Origin of the sequence: Aeromonas sp. R10-1 (assembly GCF_040908465.1) — a bacterium.
In the GTDB taxonomy this organism is placed as follows: Bacteria; Pseudomonadota; Gammaproteobacteria; order Enterobacterales; family Aeromonadaceae; genus Aeromonas; species Aeromonas caviae.
Genome location: NZ_JBFODT010000036.1, coordinates 1 through 12,340, shown reverse-complemented (window position 1 = coordinate 12,340; position 12,340 = coordinate 1). Strand labels below are relative to the sequence as shown.

Sequence of the window (12,340 nt, the reverse complement as noted above, 5' to 3'; positions counted from 1 at the left end):
GCCAAGGCGGGCGCGTGAGCAACCTTCGGCTGCCCCGGCAAAGGCGCCTTTGGCCGCAGGGTTTGTCCAAGCTCACAAAACCGGATCGGCAAACGTCATATGATCCCCAGCATTCTGAGTCTTGCTCTCCTGCCTGATGGCAACTTCATGTAAATCAAAGAGAATGACTATGGCTACCGGACAATATCTGCTGTGGAAAGATGCACAGGGTCACGATTTTCGCCCCGTTGCGCTGACGGGCACCAATCTGCTCAACGATCGCAACCTCAACAAGGGCACCGCCTTCACCGAACAGGAGCGGGCCGATTTTGAGCTGGGCGGCCTCTTGCCGCCCCAGGTGCAGACTTTCGAAGCCCAGCTGGAGCGGGTTTATGAGGCCTTCCTGAGCGCCTGCAGCGACATCGAGAAGTACCAGAACCTGCGAGCCTTGCAGGATCGCAACGAAACCCTGTTCTACGCCCTCCTGTCCCGCCACGTGGAGGAGATGACTCCCTACATCTACACCCCGACCGTGGGCAAGGCGTGCCAGGAGTTCAGCCACCGCTTCCAGAAGCCGCGCGGCCTCTACATCACCCCGAAGAACGTCGATGACATGGGCTCCCTCGCCCGCCACATGGATGCCAAGGCGGTGCGCATCATCGTCGTGACCGACAGCCAGGGGATCCTCGGCATCGGCGATCAGGGGGTGGGGGGCATGGGCATTCCCATCGGCAAGCTCGCCCTCTATACCCTGGGGGCGGGCATCCACCCCGCCTGCTGCCTGCCCATCGCGCTGGACGTGGGCACCGACAACCAGGCGCTGCTGGATGACCCCATGTACCTGGGTCAGCCCCACAGGCGCATTCGCGGCAAGGAGTACGACGACTTCATCGACAAGTTCGTGGCCGGGGTCAAGCGCCACTTCCCCAACGCCGTGCTGCAGTGGGAGGACTTCAGCAAGTCCAACGCCTTCAACAACCTGGCCCGCTACCAGCAGGCGCTGCCGTCGTTCAACGACGACATCCAGGGCACCGGGGCCGTGGTGCTGGCGGGCATCATAGGGGCCGTCAAATCCAAGGGGGAAACCCTGGGCCAGCAGCACTACCTGGTCTACGGGGCCGGTGCTGGCGGGGTCGGGGTGGCGGATCAGATCTGCGCGGGGATGATCCGCGAGGGGCTTGACCCGCAGGCGGCGCGGGATCGCATCTATATCCTGGATACCCAGGGGCTGGTGTGTGACAACCGCGAGGGGCTGGATGAGTACAAGCGCCGCTATGCCAAGCCGGGCCTCTTGCTGGCCCAGTGGGATCTGCAGGGCAAGGCGGGGCTGACCGAGGTGCTGCGCCACGTGCCCATCACAGTGCTGCTCGGCACCAGCGGCGCCGGTGGCGCCTTCCAGGAGGAGCACATCCAGCTGATGCTGACCCACTGCGAGCGCCCCATGGTGTTCCCCCTCTCCAACCCCACCGCCAATTGCGAGGCCCTGCCGGAAGACATCTTCCGCTGGAGCCAGGGGCGCGCCATCGTCGCCACCGGCAGCCCGTTCAAGGACGTGCACCATGAGGGGCAGGATTATCGCATCGGTCAGGGCAACAACGTCTTCATCTTCCCCGGCGTGGGGCTGGCGGCCATCGTCAGCCAGATCCGCGAGATAAGCCCGGACATCTTCACCACCGCCGCCTTTGCGCTCGCGGAGTGCGTGAGCGAGGCGGATCTCGCCCGGGGCACCGTCTACCCGAGGATCAGCGAGCTGCGCAACATCTCGGTGCACGTGGCGACCGCAGTGCTCAAGGATATCGTGCGCCGCGACCCCTCCCACCCGCTCATCGGTCAGGATCTGCAAGAGCACATCCTGAGCCATATGTGGGAGCCGGTCTACCTGCCCTATCGCCGGGTCTGAGGTGCGACCTGCCCGCACGTGTCGCGGGCATGACGATGCCATAGAAACAGAGAGGGTGGCCCAGGCCACCCTCTCTGTTTTCCGCCCTGCTGTGTGTGCGGGGCAGGACGCTGCCACTTATTGAGCGGGCGGGGGCACCAGGCGGTCATCGACGCTGCCGTCGCCCCGAAGCTTGTTGCCATTGGCATCGACGGCGTCCACACCGTTGTCGTCCACGCTGCCATCGCCTCGAAGCTTGTTGCCATTGGCGTCGACGGCGTCCACACCGTTGTCATCCACGCTGCCATCGCCCCGAAGCTTGTTGCCACTGGCGTCGACGGCGTCCACACCGTTGTCGTCCACCCGGCCACCGGCATGACGCTCCCCGCCTGCATGCTTGTCGCCACCGCCGTGGCGATCGCCGCCAGCGTGCTGGTCGCCACCGGCATGTTCGCCCTGACCACGGTCATCGCCGCCGTGGCCGCTGTCGTCCCCGCCATTGTTTCCGTTATGGCTACTATCGCCTCCATTTCCGCTATTGTTTCCACTGTGGCTACTATTGCCCCCACCGCTGCTGTTGCTGCCTCCGCCGCTGCTGTTGCTGCCTCCGCCGCTGCTGTTGCTGCCTCCGCCGCCGCTGTTGCCGCCTCCGCCGCCGCTGTTGCCGCCTCCGCTACCACTGTTGCCGCCGCCATCCCCCCCTTTGTTGTGCACGATCAGCCCATTGGCCACATAGCTGTGGCTGCCATCGAGGATCAGGTTGAACAGCGCCGTGGCGGGCGGGGCATCAACCCAGGAGAGGGAGGCCACCGGCAGTTCGACAAGGTGCGGTGCCAGCGCCAGGTTGCCCGCGCTGCCCCCCTCTGACCAACCCAGCAGGTGCATGCCGGTAAAGAGCGGCAGCACGGCGAGGGCCGGGTTTTCGGTGCGGGTCATGGCCGGTGCGATGGCCGCCCAGCCCCGGGTGGTGAGGAAGGGGTGCTCGGCGGTAAAGAAGGGGGGCAGATGATTGAGCCCGTAGAGCCTGCGCCCCCCCAGCGCCACCCGCTCGATGGCCTGGATGCGGTTGCTCTGCCCGTGCCTGTCCCGCACCCGATCGCCGACCCGCAGGGTCTCGATGGGGCGTTCGCAGCCATCGGCCATCAGGATGCGGGTACCGGCAATGAAACAGGATTTGGCATGGGCCTGGTTTACCTGCCACTGGTGGTGGTCGAAGTCATAGCTTAGCGGGGTGGCGAACAGGGCCAGGGCGATGGCCGAGCCCAGCAGCAGCCGGCGCTGGCTGGGTTTGAATGAGGGCAGTGACATGGGGAACTCCTTGTCGGTGTGGGGTCACGCCTTCGAGTATAGAGAGGGGATTGGGGCGATATCTGCGTCGACCAGTTGAAAGCCTTGTCATGTCAACTCGCCGGAAAAACGATTGGCGTTGGCCATAAAAGTGCGTAAAATCGCTTCCTCGATGCTTGTAGCAGCGAATCCCGCCTAAAAAGCCAGTTTCATGCCCTCCCCAAGCAGTAAAAGGCAACAAATGACGCCATTTGGCCCGTTGGCTGCCTTGAAAACGTCTTGTGATGACTGAAAAGTGTCAAATATCCCTGTCAGTTATCAAAAAATTAAGGATACCCATGTTTTCCTTGGTCAAGCAAAGCGTCGCCGGGCTGCAAATTCTGTTTGTCGCCTTCGGTGCCATGGTGCTGGTGCCCCTGCTCACCGGTCTGAACCCCTCCATGGCCCTGCTTGGCGCCGGTGTAGGCACCCTGCTGTTCCAGCTCTGCACCCGTCGTCAGGTGCCGATCTTCCTCGGCTCCAGCTTCGCCTTCATCGCCCCCATCATCTATGCCACCCAGACCTGGGGCCTGCCCTCCACCATGTTCGGTCTGTTTGCCGCGGGCTTCATGTATTTCATCCTGGCGGCCATCATCCGCGCTCGTGGCATGGGCTTCGTGCACAAGCTGCTGCCCCCCGTGGTCATCGGTCCCGTCATCATGGTGATCGGCCTGTCGGTGGCCCAGGTAGCCTGCAACATGGCCATGGGCCGTGCTGGCGGTGAGCAGGTGGTGCCTGCCACCACGGCGCTGACCCTGGCGGGCATCTCGCTGGCGGTCACCCTGATTGCCGCCGTGTTCTGCAAGGGCTGGATCAAGCTCATCCCCATCCTGTGCGGTGTCATCGCCGGTTATGTCTCTGCCGTGCTGATGGGCCAGGTGAGTTTCGATGGCATGGTCAACGCCCCCTGGCTGGCGCTGCCCCACTTCGAGACCCCGGAGATCAACTGGGCCGCGGCCCTCTTCATGCTGCCGGTGGCCATCGCCCCCTGCATCGAGCACATCGGCGGCGTGCTCGCCATCGGCGGGGTGACCGGCAAGGACTACACCAAGGATCCGGGCCTGCACCGCACCCTGGCCGGTGACGGCATCGGCGTCTGCTTCGCCGGTTTCATCGGTGGTCCCCCCGTCACCACCTATGCGGAAGTGACCGGTGCCGTGATGATCACCCGCAACTTCAACCCGGTCACCATGACCTGGGCCGCGGTGTTCGCCATCATTCTGGCCTTCTTCGGCAAGTTCAACGCCCTGCTCACCTCCATCCCCATGCCGGTGATGGGCGGCATCATGCTGCTGCTGTTCGGATCCATCGCCGCCATCGGTCTCAAGACCCTGGTGGAGTCCAAGGTGGATCTGGGGCTGTCCCGCAACATCGCCATCGTGGCGGTGACCCTGACCGTGGGTGTCGGCGCCCTGGAGATGAAGATTGGCGACTTCGCCCTGGCGGGCGTGGGGCTGGCCTCGGTGGCGGCCATCCTGCTCAACCTCATCCTGCCCCAGCACTCCGAAACGGGTGCCATGGAGAGCGCCAAGGATTAAGGGTCGTCTCTCCCTGACGTGACAAGAGGCCACCTTCGGGTGGCCTCTCTTTTTTTGCCTGCGTACCACTGAACCCGGGCTCCCATGTGAAGCGGCTACACTCAGGGGCACCATTGACGGGAGAGGACGAAAGGATGAAGAGGGCATGGATCCTAGCCCTGCTGGGGCTGATGGGGAGCGGTGCGGCCGAGGCCGGTGCGGTGCGCTACGAGGTCGAAGGCAAGCCGTTCGAGGGCTATTACCTGGCGGGTGCCGACAAGCAGGCCCCTCTGGTGGTGCTGGTGCACGACTGGGACGGGCTCAACGGTTACGAGATCAAGCGGGCCGAGATGCTGGTGGCCCTGGGCTACAGTGTCTTTGCCGTAGATTTGTTCGGTGCCGGGGTCAGGCCGAGCACGGTGGAAGACAAGAAGCGCTTCACCGGGGCCCTTTATCAGGACAGGACCAGGATGCGCTCCCTGCTGCAAGGGGGATTGGCGGAGGCGGGTAGGCAGGGGGGGCGGCTCGACAATGCGGTGGCCCTCGGTTACTGCTTCGGCGGCGCCGCCGTGCTGGAGCTGGCCCGCAGCGGGGCGGATCTCAAAGGGGTGGTGAGCGTACACGGCGGGCTGGAGACCCCGGCCGGGCAGGACTACAAAGAGGTGAAGGGAGAGTTGCTTGTCCAGCACGGCAGCGCCGACGAGGCGGTCTCTCTGGGTCAGTTTGCGGCGCTGGTGGCCGAGCTGGAGAGCGCCGGGGTGAAGCACGAGGCGACCAGCTACAGCGGGGCTCCCCACGCGTTCAGCGTCTTTGGCTCGGACAACTACCGCGCCGATGCCGATGCCAAGTCCTGGCAGCGTTTCACCGGTTTCTTGAAGGAAGTGACCGGCTCCTGAGGGGGCCGGCTCACGCAGGCCATGGCAGTGCCATGGCTTTTTTTATGTCCGTTTTTTGCCATCTCAGGGGAGGGCGAGCACCCTCACCCACATGGCCCCCTTGCCCACCTCGCTCCGTGGGCCCGGGGTGAGCTGGCCGCTTTCGGGGTCGATGGCATGCAGTGCCACCTCATGGGATTGCTGCCCGGTCGCGATGAGCCAGTGGCCGCTGTGGTCGATGGCAAAGCCCCGGGGACAGGCCTCGGTCGGGAAGTGGCCGAGGGGGGTGAGGGCGCCATCTTGGGGGGAGACGCCGAACAGGGTGAGCAGGCTGCTGGCCCGTTCGCTGGTGTAGAGAAAACGTCCATCCGGGGTCAGGTGCAGGTCGGCGCCCCAGCGCTCCCCCTGATAACCCTCGGGCAGCATATCCAGGCTCTCCCGCGCACTGATGCGACCATCCGCCTCCCTGTGGTAGCGGTCGAGGGTGGCATCGAGTTCGTTGAGGCAATAGAGATCGCCGTTGTCCGGGTGCAGTGCCAGATGGCGGGGCCCGGCGCCGGGGGTGGTGTGAATGTCCCCCAAGGGATGGGGAACCAGCCTCTCGTCCACCAGGGCAAAGCGGCGCACCCTGTCCTCTTTCAGGCAGGCCACCAGCAGATCCTGCTCCCCGTTTTGCCCCGGGAGCCAGGTGACCGAGTGGGCCGCCATCAGGTGGTCGAGACGCTGGTGAGGGGGCTGCATCCGGCCCGCCTGATCCTGGCGGGAGACGGTGACGTGGTTGAAGGCGTAGGAGGCGGCAAAGAAAAGGCGGCCGCACCCATCGGTGCAGGTGTGGGAGGCGCTGCCGAGCAGTGGCGCCGAGGTCGGGGCCCCGAGCCGCCCATCGGCGGCGATGGGGAAGCTCAGCACCCGAAAATCGGGGCGCACCCCCGCATGGAGCCAGCGCCGGTCCGGGCTGATGACCAGGGGCTGCACCTCGCCGCCGGTCTGCACTTCCTGCAGCGGGGCGAGGGTGCCTGCTTCGAGGCGAAACACATGGATCAACCCGCTCACCGGGTTGGCCACATAGACCACTTGTTGCATTGCATCTCCTTTGCGACGGCCATCCGTCGGGTCAAGGGAAAGGGAGTCCCGGCGTCTCAGGCGGGGATCAGGATCTCGCGAATGACGGGCACCACTGACAGTGCCAGCAGGGCCGCCATCACCTGGTTGAAGCGGCGACGGGCAAGATCGTTTGCCAGCCAGCGCTTGAGCAGGGAACCGCACAGGAGCCAGAGTCCGACGCAGGGGAAAGAGACGATGAAGAAGGTCAGGGCGATGACGAGGTGCTGCTCAAAGGGGTCGCTCCCCGCGCTGGTGAAGGCGGCGATGGCGCCGGTGGCAACCACCCAGGCCTTGGCATTGACCCACTGGAACAGGGCTCCCTTGAAAAAGCCGAACGGGCGGGCCCCGTTGCTGTCAGCCATCCCGTCCGTCGGGCGGGCGATGAGCCAGGCAAGATAGAGCAGATAGAGGGTGCCCGCGCACTTGATGAACAAGTGGAGTTCGGGGACGCGGGTAAAGAGCTGGCCAAAGCCCAGCCCCACCAGCAACAGCATCAGAGTGAAGCCGACGCAGATCCCCATGAGCAGGGGCAGGCTCTTGCGTATCCCGACGCTGGCGCCGGCGCTCATCACCATGATGTTGTTGGGGCCGGGGGTGACCGATGCCGAGATGGCAAAGAGCACCACGGCGTAGAGCGAGTCCATTGGGTTCCTCGTGCAGACAGTCCGTTGTCTTCCCTATATTGGGGGCGATCTGCGCTTTCCAAGGCGGGGGGCGGGCAGAAAAAAACAGGCCCCGTGACGGGGCCTGTGAAGTGGGCGGGATCAGACGGGCTGGTTCCCTGCCGGCGGCAGCGCCGGGCGGGATTCCACCTTCTGTTCGTCTCCCTGCATGTTCTTGATGTAGACGTCCATCTGGTTGAACGCGATCTCGATGCCATGCTCGCGGAACAGCACGTCGATGCGGCGGTTCAGCTCGTCGATGGCCGGGTTGCGATCCCCCAGCTCGCTCACGAAGAAGCGCAGCTCGTGATCCAGGGTGCTGGGCCCGAAGGTGAGGAAGTAGACGATGGGGGCCGGGTCTTTCAGCACCCGGCTGTTCTCCATGGCGGCCTGCATCAACAGCTTGCGGGTCAGATCCAGATCCGAGCCATAGGCCACCCCGACCCGGGCGATGACCCGGGTGACGGTGTCGGACAGGGACCAGTTGATGAGCCGCTCTATCATCAGCTGCTGGTTCGGGATGATCACCTCCTTGCGGTCGAAGTCGGTGAGGGTGGTGGAGCGGATCCTGATCTTGTTGACCGTGCCCGAGATGGTGCCGATGGTGACGGTGTCGCCGATCCGCACCGGGCGCTCGAACAGGATGATGATGCCCGAGATGAAGTTGGAGACGATCTGCTGCATGCCGAAACCGATACCGACCGAGAGACCGGCGGCCAGCCACTGCAGCTTCTCCCACTGGACCCCGAGCATGGCCAGCGCCGTCAGGCTGCCCACCCCGATCAGGGCGTAGTTGAGCATGGTGGTGAAGGCGTAGGCCGTGCCCTGGGCGAGGCGCAGCTTGGAGAGCACCAGCACCTCCAGCAGGCCCGGCAGGTTGCGGGCCAGCGACAGAGCCGCACCAAACACGAACAGGCCGGTCAGCACGTCGCTCAGGCTGATGGGATAGAGCACGGCGTTGGCCCCGGTCCCCTCGCTTTTGTGCCACAGCACCACGCTGTCGAGGTAGGTGAAGACCGCCACCAGATCAGACCAGAGCCAGTAGAAGGCGACGCCGAACACCAGCAGCAGCATGATGCGGGTCAGACGCAGGGACTGCTGGCTGACCTCTTCCAGATCCATGGGCTGCTCTTCGATGGCTTCGCCCCCTTCCGCATCCTCCTGGGTCTTGTGTTCCCGCTTGGCGACCGCGCGGCGATAGGCCAGACGACGGGCCGCCAGCTCAAGACCGCGCAGGGCGGTGCGATAGACCAGACCCCAGATGATGATGAGGTAGAAGGACTCGATGAGCCTGCCGGTGAGTTTCAGGGCCGTGTAGTAGTAGCCAAGGGCTGCCAGCACCATCAGGGCCACCGGCGCCAGCGCCAGGGCGACGGCGGTCAGGGTCTGCAACATGCTCGCCTCGCCCTTGATGCGGGCGCGGGAGATGGGCAGCACCAGGTAGGCGGTCAGCCCCAGCAGCAGCATGGTCATGCCCTGGCCGATGACGTCGTTGCCAAGGGAGGAGGGCTCCACCACCGCCTTGGTCGACAGCATGATGAGGGGCAGCAGGGGCAGCCAGAGGTAGCGCATGCTGTTGCGCTTGGCCTGCAGCTCGTCCCGCGGCATGCGGAAGTGGGTCTCGCCGATGCCCCCCGGTCGCATCACCGACAGGTAGACACTGAACACCAGGTAGCCGAGGGCCAGGTTCAGGGTGATCTGGAAGATGAGTCTCGGGCTCAGCAGGCCGCAATAGGCGAGCAGCAGGCCGGCGGCCAGGATGAAGAGGGTGCCCGGCAGGCGTTGCAGCACGGTGAACAGCAGGGCACGGGGGGTGTGCCACTGGCTGTCCTGACGAAAACGTCCCAGATCCTTGACGATCTTCTTCTGGCGCTCGAGCAGGGTGCCGCGCTTCCACAGCAGCAGGCCCCCCACCAGCAGCAGCGGCAGGGAGAGCAGGGAGACCGCCAGCAGCATGTCGCCCCAGCCGCTCCAGTCCGGTTTCAGCACCCAGTCGGAGGCCTGCTTGAAGGCCTGGGCCGGCCAGGTGATGAACCACTTGGCATCGATGGGCTTGTTGCTGCTCACCCAGAAGATGTGCTGCTGCAGGGTGAACTCGATGGAGGCATAGACCCGGGTCAGCTGCTGCTGGGTCAGTTGCAGGCTGATGGCGTTGGTGAGCTGGGCATCCATCTGGCGGTTGAGCTGATCCAGCAGGCCGATGCGGGTGTCGATGAGCTTGGCAAGGCTGGCCCTGTCTTCGTCGCTCACCGTCTCGCCGCTGCTGGCAATGAGGTTGTCCAGATACTGGTTCTTCTGGAACAGCTGGTCACGCTGCTGGCTCAGTTCGAACTGGGCCAGGTGCAGGTCGGCGATCTGCTCCTCCAGGTTCTTCACCAGGGTGGAGGGGGCCGCTTCCAGCTGCTGGTAGAGCTGATAGAGGATGCGCGAGAGCAGCAGGTTGCCCTTGAGCATCTGCACCTGTTCGTTGAGGTTGCGCTCGGTCTGGGTGCCGCGCTCCAGCATGCTCTTCGCCTGCAGGTTCTTCTGGGCCAGGGTGTTGAGGCTGTTGGTGGAGCTGATGAGCTGCTGGCTGAGCTGGTAGTTGAGCTCCTGCTCTTTTTGCACCAGAGGGTTGTCTTCGGCGGCCACCAGCTCGCCGGTCTCTTCGGCGGTCTTCTCGGTATCCCCCAGGCGCTTGGCGCTGCTCTGCTCCTGCAATGCCTGCAGTTTCTGCTCTTCACTGGCGAGACGGGCACTCTGGTAGTCCCGTTGCTTGACCACCAGATCCTGCATGCTGGTGCGGTTGTCCAGCTCCTTTTGCAGGTTGGCCAGTTGCAGATCCAGCAGGGCCAGTTCGGCATTAAGCTTCATTTTCTCGGCGCTGCTCACCCCGTCCCCGGCGTTGAGGCGGGTGCGGATCTCCTGGCTGCGCTGATAGGCGCGGCTCATGCTGGCCTGGGCCCGCTCCGGCAGGGTCTGCAGGTTGGTGATCTGGCTGCCGATGGTGCCAAGGGCCTCCTGGGCCGCCTGCATGTTGGCCATGATCTCGGGTTGGCGGGCATCGAGCTCCGCCAGGCTCATGGTGGCGTATTCGCTCTTGAGCTGCTCCGGGCTCTTGCCCTGGGTCAGGGCGTCGAGCTTGGCGCCGATCTCCTTGAGCTCTGCCGGCAGGGTGCGCAGGCGTTCGCTCTGGGTTTTGGCCTTGCTCTTCTCCTTGTCGATGCTGTCGAGGAGGGAGAGGGTGTCAGTCAGGAACTTCTGGTCCGCCTGCTGGCTGGCCGTGGGGGTGTCCGATTTGCCGAGGGCGTCGAGCGCCCGCTGCACGGTGGCGCGCTGGGGCAGATCCTGCGCCAGGGTGCTCGGGGTCCAGAAGGTGATGAGTAAACAGAGCAGCGGCAGCAGGGTGGCCGAGGCTCTTTTGAAGCGTGTTGAGAGCATAAAGCGTCCGGGTGATTATGCGATGTTCGGGGGATTTTCCACCAGGGTAAAATCCGCGTGGATTCTAGCACCGGCGCAAGAGGGGCAGCAGAGGGAGAGATAAAAAAAAAACGGCGCCCGCAGGCGCCGCTTTCATCGGTTCAGGACTGATTACAGTACGTGAACGGAGGCGGTGTTGGTGGTACCGCTCGGTACCAGGGCACCGGAGACCATGACAACCACGTCACCCTTCACGCCCATGCCGATTTCCAGCGCAGCTTCTTTGCCGATGCGATAGAAGTCGTCGGTGGAGGCGATGGAGTCAACCACGTGAGCAACCACACCCTTGGTCAGCACCAGCTGGGCAGCGGTCTTCTTGTTGGTGGTGATGGCCAGGATCCAGGCTTTCGGGAAGTACTTGCGGATGGCCTTGGCAGACTTGCCGCCTTCAGTGGCGACCACGATCAGCGGGGCGTCCAGCTTCTCGGAGGTCTCGACCGCGCCTTTGCAGACCGCTTCGGTGATGCGCAGCTTGTTGCTGTCGTTGGCGGCAGACAGGTTGGACGGCATCACGGAGTCGGTACGCTCGCAGATGGTGGCCATGATGGTCACGGCTTCCAGCGGGTACTTGCCCTTGGCGGACTCACCGGACAGCATGACGGCATCGGTACCGTCCAGGATGGCGTTGGCCACGTCGCCGGCTTCGGCGCGGGTCGGACGCGGGTTCTTGATCATGGAGTCCAGCATCTGGGTGGCGGTGATGACCACTTTGCGTGCCTTGTTGCACTTCTCGATGATCATCTTCTGGGCGAAGATCACTTCTTCCACCGGGATTTCCACACCCATGTCGCCGCGGGCGACCATGATGCCGTCGGACACGGCCAGGATCTCGTCGAAGTTGTCCAGGCCTTCCTGGTTTTCGATCTTGGAGATGATCTGGATGGCCTCGCCACCGTGGGCCTTCAGGTGCTCACGGATTTCCAGCACGTCTTCCTTCTTGCGGATGAAGGAGGCGGCCACAAAGTCGACGCCCTGCTCGCAACCGAAGATCAGGTCGCGCTTGTCTTTCTCGGCCAGGGCCGGCAGCTTGATGGAGACGCCCGGCAGGTTGATGCCCTTGTTCTCGCCCAGATCGCCGTTGTTCAGGACTTTACAGATCACTTCGCGTTCGGTGATCTCGATGACGTCCAGGCCGATCAGGCCATCGTCAACCAGGATACGGTTGCCGACGCGCAGGTCGCTGGCAAAACCGGCATAGGTGACGGCGACTTTGTCTTTGTTGCCCACCACGGTCTGGTCGGTGGTGAAAGTGAAGGTCTGGCCGGCGACCAGGGAGACGTCGTTGCCGCCTTCGAGCTTGATGGTGCGGATTTCCGGACCCTTGGTGTCCAGCAGGATGGCTGCGTGCTTGCCGGTTTCGGCCATGACAGCGCGCAGGTTGCTGATGCGACCACCGTGTTCGGCGTAGTCGCCGTGGGAGAAGTTCAGGCGCATGACGTTCATGCCGGCATCCAGCATCTTGCCCAGCATTTCTTTGGATTCGGTCTTGGGACCGATGGTGCAGACGATTTTGGTCTTTTTCATGTCAGTCTTCATGGT

General features: G+C 64.0%; 8 protein-coding genes. 3 read left to right on the top strand and 5 right to left on the bottom strand.

The window, feature by feature from the left end:
- Positions 1-169 precede the first annotated feature (169 nt).
- Positions 170-1,879, top strand: coding sequence for an NAD-dependent malic enzyme (locus AB5Y93_RS17670; protein WP_010673606.1), 1,710 nt, complete (start codon positions 170-172; stop codon positions 1,877-1,879).
- A 117-nt stretch (positions 1,880-1,996) separates the two neighbouring features.
- On the opposite strand, the gene AB5Y93_RS17665 is transcribed toward AB5Y93_RS17670, so the two are convergent.
- Positions 1,997-3,166, bottom strand: a complete 1,170-nt coding sequence (locus AB5Y93_RS17665) for a Hint domain-containing protein (RefSeq protein ID WP_368229958.1) — start codon at positions 3,164-3,166, stop codon at positions 1,997-1,999.
- Positions 3,167-3,483: 317 nt separating this feature from the next.
- Between AB5Y93_RS17665 and AB5Y93_RS17660 the strand changes: the two genes are divergently transcribed.
- Both AB5Y93_RS17660 and AB5Y93_RS17655 read left to right on the top strand, forming a co-directional pair.
- Entirely contained in the window at positions 3,484-4,722 is a 1,239-nt protein-coding gene (locus AB5Y93_RS17660) for a uracil-xanthine permease family protein (protein ID WP_041213272.1), read from the top strand.
- A 134-nt stretch (positions 4,723-4,856) separates the two neighbouring features.
- Positions 4,857-5,597: a dienelactone hydrolase family protein gene (locus AB5Y93_RS17655; RefSeq protein ID WP_368229957.1), complete on the top strand. Its 741-nt coding sequence runs from the start codon at positions 4,857-4,859 to the stop codon at positions 5,595-5,597.
- Positions 5,598-5,660: 63 nt separating this feature from the next.
- Here AB5Y93_RS17655 and AB5Y93_RS17650 read toward each other — a convergent pair whose 3' ends face one another.
- The 4 genes from AB5Y93_RS17650 to pykF all read right to left on the bottom strand — a co-directional run bounded on the left by AB5Y93_RS17650 (position 5,661) and on the right by pykF (position 12,325).
- Positions 5,661-6,659 (bottom strand): beta-propeller fold lactonase family protein, encoded by a 999-nt coding sequence (locus AB5Y93_RS17650; protein WP_368229956.1) that lies wholly within the window; start codon positions 6,657-6,659, stop codon positions 5,661-5,663.
- A 56-nt stretch (positions 6,660-6,715) separates the two neighbouring features.
- Positions 6,716-7,324 (bottom strand): LysE family translocator, encoded by a 609-nt coding sequence (locus AB5Y93_RS17645; RefSeq protein ID WP_368229955.1) that lies wholly within the window; start codon positions 7,322-7,324, stop codon positions 6,716-6,718.
- A 120-nt stretch (positions 7,325-7,444) separates the two neighbouring features.
- On the bottom strand, positions 7,445-10,762 hold the full coding sequence (mscK, locus tag AB5Y93_RS17640) for a mechanosensitive channel MscK (protein WP_053288265.1): 3,318 nt from the start codon (positions 10,760-10,762) through the stop codon (positions 7,445-7,447).
- A 150-nt stretch (positions 10,763-10,912) separates the two neighbouring features.
- Entirely contained in the window at positions 10,913-12,325 is a 1,413-nt protein-coding gene (pykF, locus tag AB5Y93_RS17635) for a pyruvate kinase PykF (RefSeq protein ID WP_368229954.1), read from the bottom strand.
- Positions 12,326-12,340 lie beyond the last annotated feature (15 nt).

What these genes read in the sequence shown, in the direction of transcription:
- AB5Y93_RS17670 (WP_010673606.1), top strand. Translation starts at nt 170, where the DNA reads ATGGCTACCGGACAATATCTGCTGTGGAAAGATGCACAGGGTCACGAT.
- AB5Y93_RS17660 (WP_041213272.1), top strand. Translation starts at nt 3,484, where the DNA reads ATGTTTTCCTTGGTCAAGCAAAGCGTCGCCGGGCTGCAAATTCTGTTT.
- AB5Y93_RS17645 (WP_368229955.1), bottom strand. Translation starts at nt 7,324, where the DNA reads ATGGACTCGCTCTACGCCGTGGTGCTCTTTGCCATCTCGGCATCGGTC.
- pykF (WP_368229954.1), bottom strand. Translation starts at nt 12,325, where the DNA reads ATGAAAAAGACCAAAATCGTCTGCACCATCGGTCCCAAGACCGAATCC.
- AB5Y93_RS17650 (WP_368229956.1), bottom strand. Translation starts at nt 6,659, where the DNA reads ATGCAACAAGTGGTCTATGTGGCCAACCCGGTGAGCGGGTTGATCCAT.
- mscK (WP_053288265.1), bottom strand. Translation starts at nt 10,762, where the DNA reads ATGCTCTCAACACGCTTCAAAAGAGCCTCGGCCACCCTGCTGCCGCTG.
- AB5Y93_RS17655 (WP_368229957.1), top strand. Translation starts at nt 4,857, where the DNA reads ATGAAGAGGGCATGGATCCTAGCCCTGCTGGGGCTGATGGGGAGCGGT.
- AB5Y93_RS17665 (WP_368229958.1), bottom strand. Translation starts at nt 3,166, where the DNA reads ATGTCACTGCCCTCATTCAAACCCAGCCAGCGCCGGCTGCTGCTGGGC.